This is a genomic window from Micavibrio aeruginosavorus ARL-13, from assembly GCF_000226315.1.
Taxonomy (GTDB): domain Bacteria; phylum Pseudomonadota; class Alphaproteobacteria; order Micavibrionales; family Micavibrionaceae; genus Micavibrio; species Micavibrio aeruginosavorus_B.
The window spans coordinates 1,307,508-1,328,716 of sequence record NC_016026.1; the positions used below are offsets into that span (position 1 = coordinate 1,307,508).

Annotated in this window: 17 protein-coding genes; 5 read left to right on the forward strand and 12 right to left on the reverse strand. The window is 54.7% G+C overall.

Annotated elements, in window-relative coordinates; genetic code table 11:
- Together secG and tpiA are read right to left on the reverse strand one after the other, a co-directional pair.
- Window positions 1-375 carry a preprotein translocase subunit SecG gene (gene secG / locus MICA_RS06205; protein WP_014102859.1) on the reverse strand — a complete coding sequence of 125 codons (375 nt, stop codon included), beginning with the start codon at window positions 373-375 and terminating at the stop codon, window positions 1-3.
- A 54-nt stretch (window positions 376-429) separates the two neighbouring features.
- Complete coding sequence (gene tpiA / locus MICA_RS06210) at window positions 430-1,197, reverse strand: triose-phosphate isomerase (protein ID WP_014102860.1); 768 nt, start codon at window positions 1,195-1,197, stop codon at window positions 430-432.
- Window positions 1,198-1,634: 437 nt separating this feature from the next.
- On the opposite strand from tpiA, the gene MICA_RS06215 reads away from it, so the two are divergent.
- A complete protein-coding gene (locus tag MICA_RS06215) occupies window positions 1,635-3,557 on the forward strand; it encodes a peptidylprolyl isomerase (protein WP_014102862.1) in 1,923 nt (640 codons plus the stop codon).
- 46 nt (window positions 3,558-3,603) lie between these two features.
- Here the strand turns inward: MICA_RS06215 and MICA_RS06220 are convergent, their stop codons facing one another.
- Window positions 3,604-4,599 carry a divergent polysaccharide deacetylase family protein gene (locus MICA_RS06220; protein WP_236619855.1) on the reverse strand — a complete coding sequence of 332 codons (996 nt, stop codon included), beginning with the start codon at window positions 4,597-4,599 and terminating at the stop codon, window positions 3,604-3,606.
- A 263-nt stretch (window positions 4,600-4,862) separates the two neighbouring features.
- Between MICA_RS06220 and lexA the strand changes: the two genes are divergently transcribed.
- A complete protein-coding gene (gene lexA / locus MICA_RS06225) occupies window positions 4,863-5,567 on the forward strand; it encodes a transcriptional repressor LexA (RefSeq protein WP_014102865.1) in 705 nt (234 codons plus the stop codon).
- A 111-nt stretch (window positions 5,568-5,678) separates the two neighbouring features.
- On the opposite strand, the gene MICA_RS06230 is transcribed toward lexA, so the two are convergent.
- Window positions 5,679-7,814: a ComEC/Rec2 family competence protein gene (locus MICA_RS06230; RefSeq protein ID WP_236619856.1), complete on the reverse strand. Its 2,136-nt coding sequence runs from the start codon at window positions 7,812-7,814 to the stop codon at window positions 5,679-5,681.
- 72 nt (window positions 7,815-7,886) lie between these two features.
- Between MICA_RS06230 and gltX the strand changes: the two genes are divergently transcribed.
- From gltX to MICA_RS06245, 3 genes are all read left to right on the forward strand, one after another.
- Window positions 7,887-9,278: a glutamate--tRNA ligase gene (gene gltX, locus MICA_RS06235; RefSeq protein ID WP_014102867.1), complete on the forward strand. Its 1,392-nt coding sequence runs from the start codon at window positions 7,887-7,889 to the stop codon at window positions 9,276-9,278.
- 59 nt (window positions 9,279-9,337) lie between these two features.
- Entirely contained in the window at window positions 9,338-10,576 is a 1,239-nt protein-coding gene (locus MICA_RS06240; RefSeq protein WP_014102868.1) for a M48 family metalloprotease, read from the forward strand.
- Window positions 10,577-10,747: 171 nt separating this feature from the next.
- The gene (locus MICA_RS06245) at window positions 10,748-12,052 is read left to right on the forward strand and encodes a citrate synthase (RefSeq protein WP_014102869.1); all 1,305 of its coding nucleotides are present in this window, start codon (window positions 10,748-10,750) and stop codon (window positions 12,050-12,052) included.
- Window positions 12,053-12,229: 177 nt separating this feature from the next.
- On the opposite strand, the gene lpxB is transcribed toward MICA_RS06245, so the two are convergent.
- From lpxB to rseP, 8 genes are all read right to left on the reverse strand, one after another.
- The gene (gene lpxB, locus MICA_RS06250; RefSeq protein ID WP_014102870.1) at window positions 12,230-13,486 is read right to left on the reverse strand and encodes a lipid-A-disaccharide synthase; all 1,257 of its coding nucleotides are present in this window, start codon (window positions 13,484-13,486) and stop codon (window positions 12,230-12,232) included.
- A complete protein-coding gene (locus tag MICA_RS06255) occupies window positions 13,483-14,325 on the reverse strand; it encodes an LpxI family protein (protein ID WP_014102871.1) in 843 nt (280 codons plus the stop codon). Before MICA_RS06255 ends, lpxB begins: the two co-directional genes overlap by 4 nt.
- A 2-nt stretch (window positions 14,326-14,327) precedes the next feature.
- Window positions 14,328-15,134 carry an acyl-ACP--UDP-N-acetylglucosamine O-acyltransferase gene (lpxA, locus tag MICA_RS06260; protein WP_014102872.1) on the reverse strand — a complete coding sequence of 269 codons (807 nt, stop codon included), beginning with the start codon at window positions 15,132-15,134 and terminating at the stop codon, window positions 14,328-14,330.
- A gap of 127 nt (window positions 15,135-15,261) precedes the next feature.
- Window positions 15,262-15,726, reverse strand: a complete 465-nt coding sequence (gene fabZ / locus MICA_RS06265) for a 3-hydroxyacyl-ACP dehydratase FabZ (RefSeq protein WP_014102873.1) — start codon at window positions 15,724-15,726, stop codon at window positions 15,262-15,264.
- 12 nt (window positions 15,727-15,738) lie between these two features.
- Window positions 15,739-16,755, reverse strand: a complete 1,017-nt coding sequence (lpxD, locus tag MICA_RS06270) for a UDP-3-O-(3-hydroxymyristoyl)glucosamine N-acyltransferase (RefSeq protein WP_014102874.1) — start codon at window positions 16,753-16,755, stop codon at window positions 15,739-15,741.
- Window positions 16,756-16,761: 6 nt separating this feature from the next.
- Entirely contained in the window at window positions 16,762-17,427 is a 666-nt protein-coding gene (locus MICA_RS06275; RefSeq protein WP_014102875.1) for an OmpH family outer membrane protein, read from the reverse strand.
- Between the two features lie 30 nt (window positions 17,428-17,457).
- Window positions 17,458-19,779 carry an outer membrane protein assembly factor BamA gene (gene bamA / locus MICA_RS06280; protein ID WP_014102876.1) on the reverse strand — a complete coding sequence of 774 codons (2,322 nt, stop codon included), beginning with the start codon at window positions 19,777-19,779 and terminating at the stop codon, window positions 17,458-17,460.
- Window positions 19,780-19,802: 23 nt separating this feature from the next.
- The gene (rseP, locus tag MICA_RS06285; RefSeq protein ID WP_014102877.1) at window positions 19,803-21,194 is read right to left on the reverse strand and encodes an RIP metalloprotease RseP; all 1,392 of its coding nucleotides are present in this window, start codon (window positions 21,192-21,194) and stop codon (window positions 19,803-19,805) included.
- Between the last annotated feature and the right edge of the window lie 15 nt (window positions 21,195-21,209).

Here is a 21,209-nt window from a genome sequence, read left to right on the forward strand (position 1 = left end):
CTATTGAGCGACCGGAACAGAAGGTTCAGCTGGGGGAGTGTCTTTGTCGGCTTTCTTTTCCGCCTCATCATCGGCGCCCGCTTCGGCGGGTGCCGATGCCGCAGCCGGTTCATCCAGACGGTCAAGAATGCTGCCTTTACTGGTCGATGCGTTCGCCAGAATGCCCAGCACCAGGCTGGTGACGAAGAAGCAACCAGCACAAATCGCCGTTGCGCGGCTCAGCGCGTTGGCTGTCGCACCCGGGCTGGCCAGGCCGCCAATACCACCACCGCCGCCACCAATGCCCAGACCGCCCCCTTCGGAACGCTGGATCAACACCAGACCAATAATGGCCAGGGCAAGGATAAGGTGAATGACAAGAACGACCTGAATCATGGGCTTTCCCGTTAAGAGAATGAATCTGTTACTTCTACCCCGGCGTTTTACGCTTTATTGCACCGCTTTGGCAATAGCCAGATATTGGTCCGCCTTTAAACTGGCCCCGCCGATCAGGGCCCCGTCCACATCCGGAATAGCCAGCAATTCCCCGGCATTCTCCGGTTTTACCGACCCGCCATACAAAATCCGCACCCCGGCCCCGTCCGCCATTTTCCCCACCAAAATCCCGCGGATAAAAGCGTGCATGGCTGCAACATCCGCCGGGGTCGCCGTTTTGCCCGTGCCAATGGCCCAGACCGGTTCATAGGCAATCACCGTATTCGATGCCGTTGCCCCAGCCGGGATCGATCCATCAAGCTGTTGTTTTACAATTGTTTTTTCTTGACCCGCCACGCGCTGCGCCTCGGTTTCCCCGACGCAGATAATGGTCATCAACCCCGCCTGATGCGCCTGAACCGCCTTGGCGGCCACGGTTTGGTCCCCCTCCGCATGGTGCTGGCGGCGCTCGGAATGGCCCAGAATTACGGCGGAACAGCCCACATCTTTGAGCATCGGCGCGGCAATATCCCCGGTGAATGCACCCGTCTCATGGGGCGAACAATCCTGCCCGCCAACGCGCAAAGCGCCGCGATTATGGTCAATCACGGCCCGGACGGCCGGAATATGGATAAAGGTAGGGCAAACCAGAAAATCGCAGCGATCCAGCAAGCTGGCATCTTTTTCCACGCCATCAATTACGGCCTCGGCCAATTGACGAACGCTGACCAGCGTTCCGTGCATCTTCCAATTTCCAGCAATCAGCTTTTTCTTCGTCGTCATGGCATCGCCCCATCAAAAAATAAGACCGACAGAATACATACAACACGGCATTAAAAAAAGCCGCCCGAAGGCGGCTTTTCTGAATTGATCAATTCAAAATGTTTTAAATGGCCGGTTTCGGCGCGTTCACTGGTGTGCGAACAGCAGCTTCCGGAGCCTTGGCAACCGGTGCTTCGTTCTTTGTTGCAGTTGTAAATTCAGTAGCAGCTTCTTTTTTCATATTACACTCCTCTAGTTGTTAGGGTTTTTAGCTACAGGACGTATCGTAATAACACTTGGGAAAAACACAATCGGAAACAAACTTTATCCGCACTTATGCACAGATCAAAAAACTGCGGACATAAAGGCCGAAACACGCCAAGCGGTTGCACAAAGACCGCATCGTTTCTATAGTTCCCGCCAGATTCTTTAAAACTCACGAAGGGTTATACACCATCATGATGCGGTCCATGCGCGAAGGCGTTCATTCCAAGATCATCAAAATTGTTCTGTTCGGCTTGCTCACCATGGCTGTGTTCGGATTGGTCTTGATGGATGTTGGCGGTTTTTTCCGTGGCGGTATGGGCAACACCAACGTCGCCACCGTCGCCGGGTCATCCATTTCCAGCACGGAATTCCAGCGTCATGTCCAACGCGTTTTATCCAATCAGGGAATTACACCCACGGACGCCTATAACTTTGGGTATATCGATCAGATTTTGGACAATGAAATCGCCCGCACGGTGATTTCAAACGCAACAGTCGATCAGGGCGTTCTGGTGGGTGACGATGCTGTCGCCAAACAAATCAACACCATGATTGCTCCGTTGTTGCAAAGCAATCCGGAAGCGTCGAAGAAAGATATCCTGCAACGCGTTTTGATGAACCAAGGCATTTCCGAAACCGAATTCGTCAACGCCATTCGCCATGAAATTGCCAACAGCACCCTGCAATCCGCCATTCAGGCGGGTGGTGCACTGGTGACACGTGACGAATTGGTGGCGCTGTACCAATTGCGCAACGAAAGCCGCAGCATCAACGCCATCATCCTGAAAAATTCCGATATGACAGATATCAAACCGGCGGATGAAGCGGTTCTGACCGTGTTTTACGATGCCGCCCGCGCCCGCTATGCCAAGCCGGAAACACGCAGCATGACCATCGCTGTCCTCAGCGAAAAGCAAGTACGCGATACGATGGATATTTCCGATGAAGAATTGCGGATCGAATATGACCGCAACATTGCCCAGTACCGCACGGCGGAAAAACGCGTCCTGCAACAGGCCGTTCTGATCGATCAGGCGGATGCCGAGGCCGTGAAAGCCAAAATGGATGCAGGCGCAACACTGAAAGACGCCGTCAAATCCCACACGGGTAAAACCGACGCCTATCTGGGCGAAAGTGAATTTGAACGGGCCGGATTGATCGAAAACATTGCCAATGGCGCATTTGGCGCAAAAGTTGGTGATGTCGTCGGCCCGCTCGAAACTCCGCTTGGCTGGCACATTTTGGTCCTGACCAAAATCAATGCGCCCGATACAACGCCGTTTGAAAAGGTTAAAGCCGATCTGAAAAAAGAATTGTTACAGATCCGCCTGTCCGACGAAATCCTGGCCACCGCCAACCAGATTGATGACCGACTGGCCGCCGGCGAATCACTGGACGACATTGTGAAATCAATGAATCTGGACGTGACCAAAATTGGTGCCGTTCATAACGATGGATCAACGCCGGACAAAAAAGACGGCATGACTGCGTTTGATAAAGATCGCGGTGCCATCCTCGAAACCGCATTCAGCGTCGAAGCTGGCGAAACCGCCCCGGTCATGGAAATCTCCGGCGGGCGTTTCGCGGCGGTGCGTGTTGATAACGTAACCCCCCTCTCCTACACCCCGTATGAAGAGGTGAAGGACGAAATCGCCAAAGGGTGGATGGACGACCAACGTGCCACCGCCAACCGCGACCGCGCACAGAAATTACAACAAGCTGTCGCCGGTGGTGAAAAAACGCTTGAGCAAGCGGCCAAGGATCTGGGGTTAAGCGTACAGACATTCAGCAACATCAAAGCTGGCGCAGAACCGAAAGCCCCGATGAGCACCGCCACGCTGGCCGCTTTATTCGACGGCGTGCAGGGCGAAACCATGATGGCCCCGGTTGATGGTGGCTTTATGGTTGGAACCATCACCGCAATCAATATCCCGGTGGCTGATAAAATCAGCGACCAGGATTTGCGCCCAATTTCGGATTCCATCACCCGTACCGCCGGAAATGAATTCATGGCTGTATATGTGCAACATCTGGAAGATAAATACGGCGTCAAAATCAACCGCCGCATGCTGGATCTGATGTTCGGGCCGGAAAGCGGAACAGTGGCGCAGTAAGCCAACCCAATAAAAAACCCCGGAATAATCCGGGGTTTTTTATCGCCTATTTCACCACCTGTGACGCGTGCACCAACTCAATCCCCTTATCCTTGAGCGTCGGCAACCACGCCCGCAAACCTTCAATCGTCACGTCCTTTGGGTGGCCAATCGCGATGGCCAGGCCGTCTTTCAACGCTTTACGCTCAACCTGCGCCAAAGATTTGGAAACGAACTCTGCCGTATTTTCATGGTCCAGGAAAACATCACGGCCCGCGTGCGGCACGCCGGCTTCGCGCGCCATATCACCCGCGACTGAATTTTGAATCGTTCGGCTGTCGATGAAATACAGATTGCGGGATTTTAATGCGCTCATCACGCGGGCCATGGCCGCCTTATCCTGCGTCAGCTTGCTGCCCATGTGGTTATTGATACCAACATAACCTTCAAACGCGCTCAGGCCGTCCTGCAGAACCTGATCAAAAACAGCAATATCCTGACCCACACACAAAACCTCTGGCCCCGGATCTTTGGTCTGGCTCATCGGTTCCATCGGCACATGCACCATCAATTCATGTCCGGCGTCCTTCGCTTTGGCCGTTTGCGCCTTGATGTTGCTGGCATACGGTAGATAAGCCAGCGTCAGCCCCGCAGGCAAATCCACCACGGCGGCGGATCGTTTGACGTCCACGCCCATATCATCAATGATGATCACGACGCGCGGGTTGGTGGCGGTTCTGTGGACGGGTGCGGCCAGTAATTCATCCACCACATCGCCGACCGTTTCGGGTTCGTGCAAGATAATTTCTTCATCAACAATCGCCGGATCAACTGTCGGTTCAGCCGTTTGTAACGGTTCGGTTGACAACGGAAATGACGGCGCAAAATCCGGTGTGGGAATAACGTCGCGCTCAACCGCAACAATCGCCTCGGTCACATCGTGCGATGGAACGGGCGCGTAATCGCGTTTGACCACCAGTTGATCCAGCACGATCACCAGGGCAACGACAGCAAGAATGATGGAGGCCGCGCGCAGCGGCGTCAGGACTTTGAAGATTTTCATGGCGCGCACCATACCGCATTCGCCCCCTGTGGAAAAGTCACTGGACGAAACGGGAAAAAAACGGCAATATCCGCCGCCTCACCCCGGGGAAATCCCACCAAATCAGAACATTCGCAGTCATTTCTTGACACAAACCATGAACTAAACTAGAACAAAAAGGGTATGCAGAATCACGCATTCCGCATATCAAATCCGCCCAAAATGACGGATTTGCATCCAAAAGCCCCAAAAAGCGGGCAAAAACAAAGGGAATACAACGCCAAATGCTGACCAGAAAACAACGTGACCTTCTTGTTCTCATTCACGAACGGATGCAGACGGGCGAAGTGGCCCCCTCGTTTGATGAGATGAAGGATGCGCTGGGCCTGAAATCCAAATCGGGCGTCCACCGTTTGATCAGCGCGTTGGTTGAGCGTGGGTATCTGGAACGCCTGCCCCACCGCGCCCGCGCATTGGAAGTCAAAAAATTACCGGAAGGGTATAAACCCGATGGCGCGGATTCATCCGCCGCCGCGGCCCAGACCCGCGCCATTGCCAGCGTGTACGAAGATGCCCGCATGGCCGCCCCGCCCCCGGCGAACAATTTCGCACAAATCCCCCTGCACGGTAAAATCGCCGCGGGTACACCGATCGAAGCCATTCGTGACGAAGAAACATTGATCGATGTGCCGCCGCAAATGCTAGGGTCCGGCGAACATTACGCCCTGCGCGTTGATGGGGATTCGATGATCAAGGCCGGGATCAACGACCACGATATCGTGATCATCCGCAACACCACCACCGCCGAAAACGGTACAATTGTTGTTGCACTGATTGATGACAGCGAAGTGACCCTGAAACGCTTCCGCAAATCCGGGAACAAGATCATTCTGGAACCGGAAAACGACGATTACGAGCCTCGCGTTCTGGAGCCGGAGCGCGTGAAGATTCAGGGGCGGTTGGTCAGTTTGTACCGCACGTATCACTAACTAATAAGAAAAACGCCCCTTTCCTCCTATCGTCACCCCGGCGAAGGCCGGGGTCCATGGGATAGACTGTATGGATTCCGGCCTTCGCCGGAATGACGATTGTGATAAATCCTACCGCCCGTTATTCATTGCCCACGGGCGATCACCGCGCAAATCGCGCACACTGCGGATAACGGGTTCTTCCCCATCCCGCACCCAGATCGCCACCGACCCATTGCGCCAGACATCGAACCGATCAATCACCGCCCCGGCGGCGCACTCTTTCTCCACCGGCATCCGGGCAACAACAACATCCGCCCACGCACAATCGGTGGCCAGTGCGGCAGGCTGGTTGACGAAGGCGACTTTCGCCCCGTCCATCTCCATCCGGCACGCATCGGCGTCACACGACACCATGCCATTTTCACCCTGATATAATCCTTCATTCGGGATTTTCTCGGTTGACCCTTCCGGCAACCCGGATTCCTGGGTCCAGACCTCGGCGGTGAATCGATCCGCCACGCGCGATGAAATCATCATCCGGTCGGAATCCATCCGCGCCGCCCATAATTTCCCGGTGGACGAGATCAATATATCCGGCGGCGTGGCCACAACCACCATCACCATACCCACCGCCAAAGGCAATAAACCCAACCACCGCGACCGCCCGGCCCAGAGCAGCATAAACAGCATTCCAAACGTCATAATGCCAAGCGCCGCGCCCGACCATACCGGCCAATGCACCACCGCATGCGGCCACCCGGCCACAATGCGCGCAATATCCAGCATGACATCCACGCCCCACGCCATACCCGCCAACGGCCAATCCGCCAACCCCAATGGCGCAAGGAAATAAACCAAAATGGCCAATGGCATGATGATAAAACTGGCCAGCGGCACCACGATAAAGTTAGCCGCAACGCCGTATGTTGCCACTTGTTGGAAATGATAGAGCGAGAATGGGGCCGTGACGATGGTGGCCAGAATGGTCGTCAAACACACACCCGCCAGATAAATCATGGCCCGCTGCAACCACCCGGCTTTTGTATACGCCTCCACCCACCAATCGCGCGTAACATCGTAAAACCAGATCAACCCGATCACAGCGGCAAACGACATCTGAAAACTCGCGCCGAGCAAGATGTCCGGGTAAAACAGCAACAACGCCCCCGCGCTGACCGCCGCCAGTCGCATGGAAAACGGGCTGCGGTTCAGGCCGATGGCCATCAGGAACAATCCCGTCATAATCAAGGCGCGGAATGTCGGCACGCTCATCCCCACAATCAGCGCATAGGCAAAGGCCGCAATAAACGCGATCACGGCGGCGTAGGATTTAATCGGGTGATACAGCGCAAAACGTGGGAACAGCGCCATCAGCAAGCGGCTGAGGAAAAACGCCGCGCCCGCCGCCATGCCGATATTCATACCGGAAATGGCGATGATGTGGGCCAATCCGGCAATCCGAACATCATCCCACAAATCCTCGCTCATCGCCGCGCGTTCACCAGTCAGCAGGGCGATGACAACGCCGGTTTCGCGTTCGCCCACATGCTCTTTCGCGGCCTGCGCCAGCATCAGACGGTAATTTTCCAACCCCTGATAAAACCCTCCTTTTTGTTCCGATAAAATCTCTGGCGCTTTATACGCAAACCCCATTGCGCCCAGTTCGCGGAAATAGGCATAGCGTTGAAAATCAAAACTGCCCGGCGCCACGGGGGCCGATGGCGGATTCAACCCGCCCAGAACGCGAATGCGTTGACCGGGGCGCAGGCCTTCATCCTTGCTGATCGTCATGCGAATGCGGCGCGGGGTTTTCTCCGACGCAATCTCCTCGATCGACAGATCATCCAAAACGGCGCGGCTGCCCCGCCCGCTTTCCAGCAATTCCAGCGACCGGATCGTGCCTGTCACATTGGCAAAGCGCATTTGTTTTTCCAGCACGGGCCCGCGCACCATTTCCGTGCGGACCTTGCCCGCCGCAAATCCAGCCCCGAACGCCAGCGCAAGGCCGAACAGCAACAGCAAAGCCACCGATCCGCCCGCCCGCGCCCGCCGCCATTGCCACAAAACGGCCAGCGCCGGAGCCAGAAGAACGGCCAGCGCCCCCACCCATGACGGTTCAAATTTGAGCGAGAAATAGGCGCAAATCCCCGCCCCCAGAAGAACGGGCAGCCATAAAACGTAATGCGGGCGCTGCGCGGCGATCACCGCCGCCATGCCCCGCCACGTTGCCGTGCTAATCCCTTGCTCCGAAACGCTGAAATCCACCTGCGAAACCTGTTTTCTGGCTTGTTTTCTTATGCTACCAAAGGCTTACAGAATTTAAAGGATAATACAACCATGACCATCATTACCCGTATCCCCCCGTCCCCCACCGGCCTGATGCATATCGGCACGGCCCGCACGGCCCTGTATAACTGGCTGTTCGCGCGCCGCCATAACGGCAAAATGCTGTTCCGGATCGAGGATACGGACCGCGAACGCTACGCCCCCGAATATGTGGATTCCATCAAGGACGGCCTGACCTGGTTGGGGCTGGATTGGGATGGCGACGTCGTTTCCCAATTCGACCGCCGCGACCGCCATGCCGAAGTAGCCCTTGAAATGGTCAAGGCGGGCAAAGCCTATTACTGTTATTGCACGCCGGAAGAATTGGAAACCATGCGGGAAAAGGCCAAAGCAGAAGGCCGCGTGACATTTTATGACCGCCGCTGGCGCGATGCCGACCCGGCCACCGCCCCGAAAGACATCAAACCCGTCGTCCGCATCAAGGCCCCATTGGATGGCAACAGCGTCGTCCATGACAAGGTGCAGGGCGATGTGACCGTGGCCAACGAACAATTGGATGATTTCATCATCCTGCGCAGCGACGGCACGCCAACCTATATGCTGGCCGTCGTCGTCGATGACCATGACATGGGCGTCACCCACGTCATTCGCGGTGACGACCATTTGAACAACACGTTCCGCCAGAACATCATTTACACCGCTATGGGCTGGGACGTTCCGGTTTACGCGCACCTGCCGCTGATTTTGGGGCCGGATGGCGCGAAATTATCCAAACGCCACGGTGCCACGGGCGTGAAGGAATACGAAAAAATGGGCTATCTGCCCGAAGCCATGCGCAACTATCTCCTGCGTTTGGGTTGGAGCCACGGCGATGATGAAATCATTTCCACCGAACAGGCGATTGAGTGGTTTGATCTGGACCATATCGGCCAATCCGCCGCACGGTTTGATTTTGCCAAGCTGGAAAACGTGAACGCGCATTACATCAAACTGGCCGACAATCCGCGTCTGGTGGATCTGGTGACACCATTCCTGATCGAACGTGGTTACACCGTGGATGACACGGGCCGCGCCCGCCTGCTGGCCGGCATGGACGAACTGAAAAACCGCGCAAAAACGATCGTGCAGATTGCCGATGAAGGGGCCTTCTACGTCAAAACCGTGCCATTTGATTTTGATGAGAAGGCGAAAGCCAACCTGGACAAAGCCATCCTGCAAACATTGAAGGATACGTTGTCGGGCATCACCGAATTCAACGCGACGAATATCGAAGACGCCTGCAAAACAGTGGCCAATGATTTGCGGGAGGGTAAACTGGGCAAAGTCGCTATGCCGCTCCGCGCCGCCCTGACCGGGACGACAGTGTCCCCGTCGGTCTTCCATGCCGCCGAACTCCTTGGAAAATCAGAGGTTTTACAGCGCCTTGATCATTCTTTGACATAACAATTGAACTATGCAAAAGTCCGCCATTCACATGAAAAACAGGGAATGGCGGATTTTTTATGGCCCCACGTTTTTATCAGTTGCGCCATTACGGCGCACTCGCATTTTCCTACACCATGACGGCAGCCATTGCCGCCGCAACGTATACAATCGGTATGCCGGCTATTCTGGGCGTTGCAGCGACTTTTGCAACGTGGAAAACAATCAAAGAAATTCGTGCAAACAAACACGTCTTTGAAAACAATCTGAAAAAACACGAAGACAACTATTCATATTCACCCAAGCTACAACAAATCGTTCAGGATCTTTATAAAGCATCTGGTCTCAGCGCCGATAAATATCCAATCCACGATTTTGACATCGATGAATCAATGCCACAAAAGCAAGGGGCCAAATACGAAGAAATCCGCAAACACATACGCAGCAAATACACAGCCATGCCGAACGCCGCCGCAATCAATTTGGGCAAACCGGTAATTATGATTTCAAAATCATTGCTAGAAATTCTCAACGACCGCGAAGAAAAGGCGGTTCTAGCCCACGAATTTGCCCACATCGTTGCAAAGCATTCAATTATCGACCTGCCCCAGCAAGTCATTCATCGCACATCACGCGGTGCAAACAGCATTCTTTATATTTTCAGCACTGCTGCAACAGAGGCTATAAACTTTGCGATTGGATGGTTAACAACAATCGTCGCGCCAATTATCGCCGCGAAGCTATCCGGATTGGGCCAGCTCATTAAGAAAATGAACCGCGGCAATACAGACGAAAATGATCGCATGACCGATGCCGATGCAAAGCGCCTAACCAGAATTACTTTGGGATGTTTTGCCTTTGGCGTTGCGACCAATGTCGCGTTCTTCAGCGCGATCAACCCAATGATTGCCGGAATTTTTCTGGCCACATGGGGTCTTGGAAAAACCGCGCGCATAACCAGCGCAACGCTATCACGCAGTCAGGAATATCAAGCCGACCGCGGTGCTGTCTTACTTGGCGCTGATCCTCTTGCACTGGTCACAGCCTTGCGCAAGCTCAATGAAATTAAAAACATTAAACTTGCGGAACTGGATGGCAACGCCACCAAAAAGCCCAGCACATTGTCCCGCGCATGGGCAAACCTGCACGCCAGCCATCCAACCGTTGAACGCCGCATTGGCCGCTTGAGTGCAATTGCCCGTCAATCCGGCTACAGCGAACAACAAATCACCCATGCAACCACATGTACGCTGGATCTGACCGCCCTGAACCAAGTTCCACACCGCGCGGCGCAGGCTTATATAAACCATATGACCTAAGCCACGATAATTTTCATAACGTAAAATCATTTGGTTTATAGCAGTAACCTTTTTTAAACGCGCTGCCTTTATCTTTGTGCAGCGCAGGCCTATGATTGCGCAATCGATTTGGCGTCCGCCGAATCTTTCACACGTACACATTTTCGCTTTTCCATTCCGTGGGGTAACACCATGTCCGCAGATACAGCACAAAAAACATTCACCCTGACCAATGATCAGACGGGTGCATCAACGAAACTGCCCGTTCTGGACGGTGTTATGGGCCCGCCGGTGATCGACATTCGCAAGCTGTATGATGAAACCAGCCATTTCACATTCGATCCCAGCTTTATGGCGACGGGCAGTTGTAAATCCCGCATTACCTTTATTGACGGCGACAAGGGCATCCTGCTCCATCGTGGTTACACCATTCAGGATCTGGCGGAAAAAAGCACCTTTATGGAAGTGTGCTACGCCCTGCTCTACGGCGATCTGCCGAATGCCAAGCAGCTGAAGGAATTTGAGCACAACATCACCTATCACACGATGGTGCATGAACAACTGCACTTCTTCTTCCGTGGATTCCGTCGCGATGCACACCCGATGGCTGTCATGTGCGGCGTGGTTGGGGCATTGTCTGCATTCTATCATGACTCGCTCGACATTCACGATCCGAAACAACGCGAAATTTCCGCACATCGCTTGATTGCGAAATTGCCGACACTGGCCGCCATGTCTTACAAATATTCAATCGGTCAGCCGTTTATGTATCCGCGCAACGATTTATCGTTTGCTGAAAACTTCCTGTATATGTGCTTCGCCGTTCCGGCGGAACCGTACACGGTAAACCCGGTTCTGGCCCGTGCCATGGACCGCATTTTCACCCTGCACGCCGACCATGAACAAAACGCATCAACATCCACCGTGCGTTTGGCCGGTTCATCGCAGGCCAACCCGTTCGCCTGTATCGCCGCCGGCATTGCCTGCCTGTGGGGTCCGGCGCATGGCGGTGCGAACCAGGCCGTTCTGGAGATGCTGGAAGAAATCGGACACAAGGACAACATCCCTGAATTTCTGGCCAAGGTGAAAGACAAGGGCGATAACACCCGCCTGATGGGCTTTGGTCACCGCGTTTACAAAAACTACGATCCGCGCGCCGAAGTTCTGAAAAAATCCTGTGACGAAGTACTGGCCGAACTGGGCATCAATGACCCGCTGTTGGAACTGGCGCAGGAATTGGAACGCATTGCGTTGTCTGATCCGTATTTCATTGAACGCAAACTGTTCCCGAACGTCGATTTTTATTCCGGCATTATCCTGAAAGCCATGGGCTTCCCGACATCCATGTTCACGGTGTTGTTCGCCGTGGCCCGGACCGTGGGTTGGATTTCCCAATGGAAAGAAATGATGGAAGAGCCGAGCCTGAAAATCGGCCGCCCGCGCCAGCTTTATACCGGCCCGGCGCAACGCGAATATGTCCCGGTGGACAAACGATAGGAATAAAAAAGGGCGGTTCAAACCGCCCTTTTCTTTTTCTGACCACCCGCCCCGCACCGTGACGTTGAACGGGCCGTCCCATCTAACATCTTGTCATTCCCGTGAAAACGGGAATCCATTGTGACGATCCGTTTATTGTATGGATCCCCGTTTTCACGGGGATGACAGGGAAAGAGATTACGCCCCCGAGGCCGCCATGCGCGCCGTGACACCCGCCGGGCGGCTGAGCGTTTCCACACGGGTTTGGGCCATGTTCAAGACGAACTGCGCCGCCTCCACCGAGGGTGTCTCATCGCCACGGCCACGCAACAATTTACGCATGGTGGCGAACGACGCGCGTTGTTCTTCGCTCTCAAACCCTTCATCCAGAATACCACTCACGGCCTTGGCAATAATCTCTGGCTTGGCCGCGTCCTGAATAAATTCAGGGACAGCACGCTTGTTCAACAGAATATTCGCCAGATGCGCAAAGCGCACACGGATCAACATTTTTACCAACCACCACGTCAGCGGATTCATGGTGTAGGTAATTACATGCGGAATGTTCGCAACACCCAGTTCCAGCCCCACCGTGCCGGATACAGCCACAGCAGCATCGAGCGCTTTCAGACTGTCGCTTTTCGTGTTGATGCCGTCGGTGAAATACACGTTATCGACGTCCTTCAACAAGGTTCGCAATTCGGGTTCCAGATGCGGCAGGGTCGGCACCATAAATGACAAATCGCGGCGGTTCTTCCGCAGGGCCAATGCCACTTCGCGGATCAATCCGCCCATGCGTTTAACCTCGCCCATACGGCTGCCGAAGAACAGGCCCAAAACCTTACCATCTTCCGGCACACCCAACGCCGCGCGAGCTTTGGCGCGATCACCAGACGTGGTCAGCGCCAGTTTCGTTTCCATCACCGGATGACCGACGAATGCGGCGTTCAAACCATGGCGCGTGAAATAATTGGGTTCAAACGGGAACAGGCACATCAGCCCATCATACAGGGCCGCAACCTTCTGCGCCCGGCCCGGTCGCCACGCCCACACAGTCGGCGCGACATAGTGAATGAAGACCGGTTTTTTCACGCCGCGTTCGCGCAGTTTTTTTACGACGCGGAAACAAAAATCCGGCGCATCGATCGTAACGACCACATCCGGTTCACGCTTGGCAATATCATCGACCGTTTCGTTGATGCGGCGGATCAAATGCCGCAAACGTGGCAGAATTTCCGCCACACCCATTAGGGACAGATCAGACATCGGGAACAGGGATTTCAGCCCCTCGCCCTCCATCTGCGTTCCACCGATGCCGTGGAAATGCAGATGCGGCGCATCGTCATCCGCCGCGCAGATTTCGCGCATCGTGTGCATCATACGCGCGCCCAGCGTATCGCCCGATGTTTCACCGGCGATCAGATAGATCGAAAGATCTTTATTGCCTGTTGTCATAGAATATCGGGATCCACCCCAATCACGAACATTTTATACTGATCCGCCAGATCCGCGACCTTCTGCGGGTCGAGGAGCAGGCTGCGGTTCGCTTCAACAGCAATACCCGCATACCCGGCCAGTGCCGCGTGGTGGATCGTATCCGGCCCAATGGTTGGCAGGTCGAGCGATTCATCCTGTTGCGGCTTGGACATTTTTACCAAAATCGGCCCGCGCCCTTCGCGTTTCAGCAGACCGCAACGGCGGATCAATTCATCCGTGCCTTCGATCCCCTCAACACCCAGAACCAGATCCTGTTGCATCACCACGCTCTGGCCAATATCCAGGCGGCCCAGCGTGTGAGCGACCTTAATCCCGTGGCGAATGGCGTTCATATCCTCCGGCGTTGGTTCGCGGGAACCAATACGGCCCGCCTTGGGCATGATATCTTCGATAAAATGCTGGACGGCATGAATTCTGAATCCATCACGTTCCAATTCACGGCGCAGGGCCTTCAACAACCCATCATCACCAATCGCCCGCAGACCAAGGCGCAGGAAGAATTTCAGCGTGCGGAAATCCGGACGCAGTTCTTTCAACGATGGACGACGGATGGAGCCGATCAGGACCAGATCGCGCACCTTGTGCGCCTTCAGCGTATTGATGATCTGCCCGGCCGCACCCAAACGGGTCAGCATGTAACGGCGATCTTTCAGAATCGCCAGATCGGTTTGGCGTTCAAAGCCAACAACAAAGGTATCGATACCCTTTGTATCGCATACACCCAGCAACCGTTCCGGCAACAATCCGCCACCGGCAATAATGCCCAGTAATTTTACGTCTTCGATTTTGTCGGTCATCGTTACACACTCCGTTTTGCAGGCTGGCACAGCGGAAAGCGTGTTTTGGCCCGCGCAAATTCGACCATTTCCATGACCAGATTGTCGCTGGAATAATCGCTGGCCACCATTTCGATGCGTTGATCCATCGTGCCTTCTTCGCCGAACATCTGGTTAAAGGCGCGTTGCATGGCTTTCACCTGATCCTTGGTAAAACCACGGCGTTCCAGACCAATCAGGTTCAGACCCGCCAGCGATGCGCGTTCACCCTTCACACGGCCAAACGGGATTACGTCATTTTCAACACCGGACATGCCGCCAATCACGGCATGCGCGCCAATACGCACAAATTGGTGCACGGCGGACAAACCACCAATCAACGCAAAATCACCAACAACCACGTGGCCGGCCAATGTTGCGTTATTCGCCATGATCACGTTGTTACCAACGATACAATCATGCGCGACGTGGGACGCCATCATAAACAGGCCGTTATCACCCACGCGCGTTTCCATGCCACCGCCTTCGGTGCCCGGGTTCATCGTCACGTGTTCGCGGATTTTGTTGTTCTTGCCGATGATCAGACGGGATTTTTCACCGCCGAATTTCAAATCCTGTGGTGCGGAACCGATGGACGCGAACGGGAAAATTTCCGTTCCTTCGCCAATCGTCGTATGGCCATCCACCACCACATGCGAATGCAAAACAACGTTGTCGCCCAACGTGACATGTTCACCCACAATGGAATACGGGCCGATCTTTACGCCCTGCCCCAGTGTGGCGCCGGGGGCGATGATAGCAGTAGGATGAATCAATGCGGCGGAAGACATGACAGATGACACTTTCGACAATAAGGGAATACAGGTGCAAGCACACCTATAGAGTATAGAAAAATGGCGGAATTCCGCCAAATCACGCTTTGTTGCGGGGTGTTACAGACAAACGGTTCGGCGGACCTTAATTGTCCATGATCATGGCGCTGAATTCGGCCTCGGCACACAACGTGTCGCCGACCATGGCCTCGCCCTTGAATTTCCAGACGGGGCCACGCTGCTTGGTTTTCTGAACATGGATATGCAAGGAATCCCCCGGCACGACGGGCTTGCGGAAACGGGCCTCATCAATGGTCATGAAATAGACCAGTTTTCCTTCCGCCTCTTTCCCCAGCGTTTGCACGACCATAATGGCCGCCGTCTGGGCCATGGCCTCAACAATCAAAACGCCCGGCATGACCGGAAAACGGGGGAAGTGCCCTTGGAAATGCGGTTCGTTGAATGTCACGTTTTTCAGACCAACGGCGCGTTCATTCGGCACGAATTCCAAAATCCGATCCACCAAAAGGATAGGATAGCGATGCGGGATCATTTCCATGATCCGTGTGATGTCGATGTTCACTGCCGCAGAGGCGTTTTGTTCGCTCATGGTCGTCTCTTCTTATTTCTGTTTTTTGATCAGGCGATTCAACATCGCAATTTGACGCATATATTGCTTGATTGGCAAGGCCGGAGAACCCATTTGTTCTTCGCCCGCCGGAACATCCCGCATCAGACCGGATTGCGCCGCAATACGTGCACCGCGCCCAATACGCAAATGCCCGGCCACACCCACCTGCCCGGCCAGAACGACATAGTCTTCCAGCACAGTGGACCCGGACACGCCGACCTGAGATACAATCACGCAGCCACGGCCAATTTTTACGTTATGTCCAATTTGAACCAGATTGTCGATCCATGTGCCCGCACCAATCACCGTATCCGGTCCAGCCCCACGATCGATACAGGTGTTCGCGCCAATCTCCACGCGGTCCTCAATGACCACGCGGCCCAGCTGGGGCACCTTTACATGACCCGCCGGATCAATGGCAAACCCAAACCCATCCTGGCCAATGCGTACACCGGGATAAAGCCGCACGGCATTCCCAATCACACAATGTGTCACCGTCGCGCCCGCGCCAATACGGCATTTTTGCCCCACGGTCACGTTGCGCCCAATCACGGCATTGGATTCAATCCATGATCCATCGCCAATCGTTGCCCCTGCCTGCACCACGGCACCATCATCAATCACACACCCGGCCCCAATCGTAGCGGATGGATCAACATGGGCGTGCGGTGATATCCGCGCCGCCGGATAGGCCTCCGGATAAAATTTCTGCGCGCACAGGGCATAGGCCTTGTAAGGATTTTTGCTGACCAGCAGGGCCATGCCCGCCGGTGCGAATTCCACCATCTGCGGAGCCACAAAACAGGCCCCGGCTTTGCTGGCGCGGAACGCATCGCGATATTTTATATTGTCGAGAAAGCTGATCTGATCCGCACCCGCCTGATCCAGGGCGCCAACATCATGGACCATATGCGCGGAATTACCGCTTTGCAATTCCGCGCCGCATGACGCCGCAATATCGGCAAGACTGAACGGACCCAGCCGGGTGAAAAACGATTGATCAGCCACGAAAACTTACTCGGCCAACGGTGTGTTGGATTTTTCAGCACCGGACAACGCAGTATCAACCGCCTTTTCCGCCGCACTGATATCCAGTTTCACATCCGGGAAGTCCTTGTTCAGCTTGTCCATCACCGGACCGGTAATGTCCATTTCCTTTTCGGCCAGAACCACGTTCTGACGAGTCAGGACAATGTCATAGCCATTGGCTTGGGCCTGTTCGGCCACAATTTCGGTCATGCGGGACCGCAGCTTGTTATACGCATCGGCAGAAGCCTTTTCCAACGACACGCGGCGACGTTGCGCCAGACGACGCGCATCCATCAGTTTTTCTTCAAACGCACGGCGTTTTTCAGCGAATTTTTCCGGGGTCAGCTTATCACGCTCAGCGACCAGCTTCTTCTCCTCATCTCCCAGATCGCGCTCCATCTTGGAAAATTCCTTCTGGAAAGCGTCGCGTTGGTTCGCCAGTTGATCCTGAATCGATTTTCCGGCTTTGGAACTGTTCAAAACGGCTTGTGCATCAATCACCGCGATCACGTGACCAGACCCTGCGGCGGATTCCGCTTTGGTCACGTCATTGGTCGCATGGCTCAGTAACGACGGCCCAACGATCAGGGCCAACCCCGCTAACACAACAACACCAGCGCCCGCCAAAACAGCCATTTTATTTACTTGCATCGTCAAACCCTTTTGCTTGTCAGATGTATGTTAGAACCGCGTGCCGAAGCTGAAGCGGAAGTTTTCTTCCTTGTCGAAATCTTCCTTCATGAACGGAGCGGAGAAATCAACCCGAACCGGGCCAATCGGTGAACGCCATGACACACCAACACCGGCACCAGCGCGCAGGGAATTGATATCTTCAACGTCGGAACCGACATCGTCAATTTCCCACAGCGAACCGAAATCGGTAAACGCGTGGCCCTTGATTCCCATTTCATCGGGCAACCCGACCGGGAACGACAATTCCACCGACCCGCGATAGAACATGTTGCCCCCCAGCGAGTCATCGGTACCAATATCACGCGGACCGACACCAGCCGGTTCAAACCCGCGCAACGTACCACCGCCAAGGAAGAAGCGTTCGTTAATAGCAACGTTTTCATCGCCATAACCATGAATGGCCCCAACCTCACCCAAAACGTTCAGGACAACGCGATCGGTGTCGAACAGCGGATAGAAATGCGATGCGCCCAATTTGGCCGAGATATATTGCGAATCCCCGCCCAGACCGGACATTTCAGTGTCAAGCCAGCCATAGGTGCCGTCAGACGGGAACAACGTGCTGTTCCGTGAGTCATAGGTCAGCATCTGGCCAATGGCAGAGGTTGAACGTTCGCCGGCCTGTTCCTTAATGTAACGGGAGGCATCATCCTGTACTTCGGTGATTTCGTTTTGCTCGATACGATAGCGCAACGATTGACGCCATTTTTCCGACAACGGGTAACCGAATTCAACACCACCACCGGTCCGCTTCTGGTCATAGGAGCTTTCGTCCTGCAGGTCGCGGGTAATGTGGAAGGCATTGACGCCAGCCGAAAAATCGCGGTCCAGGAAATATGGTTCGGTAAAGGCGAAATCAAATTCCGTCCGTTCACCGGCAATCGTGGCACCGAGCAACAAATCCTGCCCTTTACCCAGGAAGTTCCGTTCGCGAATCTTGAAGTCAGCCAACGGACCATCAGCGGTCGAGAAACCCGCACCGATGGAAAGTTCGCCCGTGGATTTTTCGGCAACTTCGATATCGACGACCGATTTATCCGGTGCAGTGCCCGGCTGCGGTGTGACAATCACGTTTTCGAAATATCCAAGATCGCGGATTTTCTGTTCCGATTTGGCCACCTTTTCACGGTTGAACGGGTCGCCCTCGACCAGATCCATCTCGCGACGGATGACTTTGTCCAAGGTACGGACGTTACCGCGAATATCAATACGCTCAACGAATACTTTTGGCGTTTCGCGGATATTGAAGGTCAGGTCAACGGTACGTTTTTCGCGGTTACGTTCAACACCTGGCTTTACATCGACGAAGGCAAACTGCCGGTTGCCCAACTCGCGGGTGAAGGCATCGACCGTGCGTTCAACTTCATCCGCATTGTACCAGTCGCCCGGCTTAAAGGTCAGGAATGGAACCAGTTCGGCCTCGTTGAAGTCGCGCAAATTGGCATCAATCGTGACATTGCCAACGCGGTAACGCGGCCCTTCTTCAACAGTGAATGTCAGATAGAACGCATCCTTGTCCTTGGACAATTCGGCGTTCGACGCCAGAATGCGGAAATCGGCATAACCTTGCGACAGATAGAACCGGCGCAACAATTCCTGGTCATAGGACAGGCGGTCCGGGTCATAACGGTCATCAGAGCCGAGGAAACGGTACCAGCGATCTTCCTTCGTGCTGATCTCACTGCGCAACGTGTCGTCGTCATACACTTCGTTGCCGACAAAACGAATACCCTTCACCTTTGTCACCGGGCCTTCGTCAATTTCGAACACCAGGTTGACGCGGTTTTGGTCCAACTCAATCACTTTCGGATCAATCTGGGCCGAGAAACGGCCGGAGCGCGTATAAACCTGATACAGGCGGTTCAGGTCGGATTGCACTTTCGTCCGGGTAAACACCTGACGCGGGCGCAGGCTGATTTCAGCCAGCAAATCTTCGTCTTTCAGCTTGTCGTTGCCTTCGAACGCAATCTCGCTGATGACGGGGTTTTCAACCACGGTGACTTCCAGCGTGCTGCCCTTCTGGCGCAGGGTCACGTCGGCGAACAGACCGGTGCCAAACAGGCTTTTCAGCGCGCCATCGAGCAGGTCCTGCGTCATCGGGTCGCCGACCTTGGCGTCCAGATATGTCAGAACGGTCACGGGCTCGATACGCTGGGTGCCCAGCACTTCGATGTCTTTGATTTTCGTGCCGGTTGCCTGTTCAGACGCATACCCTTGTGCGGATACGGCTGTCGGCACGGCCAGAATTGAAAAAGCGCAAAGCCCCGCTATGGCCAGAAGGCCAAGCCCTGTAACACGGATCATGTTCATTTACGTCCTGTAGAATCCGCCGGTCAGAGGACCAGCTGTACGATATCGTTCAGGTTAGCAAATAGCATGATTCCGACAAGTATGGCTAGTCCGAATCGGAAGGCATATTCCTGAAATTGCTCAGAAATCGGGCCGCCTTTCACCGCCTCAACGGCATAGAAAGCCAAGTGTCCGCCATCCAGCATCGGGATTGGGAACAGGTTGATCAAACCAAGGTTTATGGAAAGTAATGCCGTGAAGCTGATCAGGGCCAAAATCCCGACCTGTGCCATATCCCCGGCCAGCGCCCCGATACGGATAATCCCGCCCAGTTCGGTTGCACTGCGCGTTCCGGTGAACATCTGCCCGATGGCTTCCAGCGTGCTGGTGGTGACGGACCATGTTTCGGCCACAGCGGCCCCAACGGCACCGATCGGGTTATGGCGGATGGTTTTCTGCGGCGCGCCTTGGGCGACGACCAGAACGTTATACCCCTCCGATTCCGGGTTTTTCAGATCCTGGTTCTGTTCCAGCAACGGCTGGACCACCATACCCTCTTCCTTCGCACCACGATCCAGCATGATCGTGAAGGTTTTGCCCATATTGGCCAACAAAGCCGTACGGATCGCCTCCGGTGTTTCGGTGCGCTGGCCGTTAACGGCCACAATATTATCAATCGCCAGACCATCGCCCGGGCTGATCACGCCCAGCATGCCGCGCGTGCTTTTAAACCCGTGGCGGTCTTCGGTTTCCATTCGCTCCGGCGTTGCGGTCAGGGTAATCACCTCGCCCGCACGGTTAACGGTGAACTCCATCGGCGTGTCCAGCTTCACCATCACGGAACGGCGCAATTCATCAAAACGATCGATCGGCTGACCATCAATGGTCAAAATCACGTCATGCGGTTTGAACCCGGCTTTATCAGCCGCGGAGCCCGCGATCACAGCGGAGGATTCTGCCGGGGTAACATCCTGACCATGGAACATGAACAGGCCCGCCAACAAAACAATGGCGAACAGATAGTTAATCGCCGGCCCGGCAAACACGATGGCCGCACGCTTGCCGACGGATTTGGCGAAGAAAGCCTCTTTGCGTTCGGCTTCGGTCATGGCGCGCGGCGCTTCACCACCCTCGCCTTTGACCTTGTCCGAATGGCCGGCGCTGGCCGGATCGGAATCGCCGAACATCTTCACATAGCCCCCCAGCGGGATCAGCGAAAACTTCCACCGCGTGCCGTGTTTATCGTTAAAACCCCAGATTTCGCGGCCAAAACCGATGGAGAAAACCTCCACCCGCACACCGCACAGGCGCGCAATGTAGTAATGGCCAAATTCATGGATGAACACCAGGATGCTCAAAACCAGCAGGAACGACCCGCCATAAAGCCAGATATTACCGGCAACCAGCTGAAACATTTCGGCCATGGACGTGGTCATTGCAACTCCGTAGGA

What these genes read in the sequence shown, in the direction of transcription:
- MICA_RS06220 (WP_236619855.1), bottom strand. Translation starts at nt 4,599, where the DNA reads ATGAAAATCTTCAAAGTCCTGACGCCGCTGCGCGCGGCCTCCATCATT.
- MICA_RS06275 (WP_014102875.1), bottom strand. Translation starts at nt 17,427, where the DNA reads ATGCAAGTAAATAAAATGGCTGTTTTGGCGGGCGCTGGTGTTGTTGTG.
- bamA (WP_014102876.1), bottom strand. Translation starts at nt 19,779, where the DNA reads ATGAACATGATCCGTGTTACAGGGCTTGGCCTTCTGGCCATAGCGGGG.
- secG (WP_014102859.1), bottom strand. Translation starts at nt 375, where the DNA reads ATGATTCAGGTCGTTCTTGTCATTCACCTTATCCTTGCCCTGGCCATT.
- MICA_RS06240 (WP_014102868.1), top strand. Translation starts at nt 9,338, where the DNA reads ATGGCCCCACGTTTTTATCAGTTGCGCCATTACGGCGCACTCGCATTT.
- gltX (WP_014102867.1), top strand. Translation starts at nt 7,887, where the DNA reads ATGACCATCATTACCCGTATCCCCCCGTCCCCCACCGGCCTGATGCAT.
- MICA_RS06255 (WP_014102871.1), bottom strand. Translation starts at nt 14,325, where the DNA reads ATGACCGACAAAATCGAAGACGTAAAATTACTGGGCATTATTGCCGGT.
- rseP (WP_014102877.1), bottom strand. Translation starts at nt 21,194, where the DNA reads ATGACCACGTCCATGGCCGAAATGTTTCAGCTGGTTGCCGGTAATATC.
- lexA (WP_014102865.1), top strand. Translation starts at nt 4,863, where the DNA reads ATGCTGACCAGAAAACAACGTGACCTTCTTGTTCTCATTCACGAACGG.
- MICA_RS06245 (WP_014102869.1), top strand. Translation starts at nt 10,748, where the DNA reads ATGTCCGCAGATACAGCACAAAAAACATTCACCCTGACCAATGATCAG.
- lpxA (WP_014102872.1), bottom strand. Translation starts at nt 15,134, where the DNA reads ATGTCTTCCGCCGCATTGATTCATCCTACTGCTATCATCGCCCCCGGC.
- fabZ (WP_014102873.1), bottom strand. Translation starts at nt 15,726, where the DNA reads ATGAGCGAACAAAACGCCTCTGCGGCAGTGAACATCGACATCACACGG.
- MICA_RS06215 (WP_014102862.1), top strand. Translation starts at nt 1,635, where the DNA reads ATGATGCGGTCCATGCGCGAAGGCGTTCATTCCAAGATCATCAAAATT.
- tpiA (WP_014102860.1), bottom strand. Translation starts at nt 1,197, where the DNA reads ATGACGACGAAGAAAAAGCTGATTGCTGGAAATTGGAAGATGCACGGA.
- lpxB (WP_014102870.1), bottom strand. Translation starts at nt 13,486, where the DNA reads ATGACAACAGGCAATAAAGATCTTTCGATCTATCTGATCGCCGGTGAA.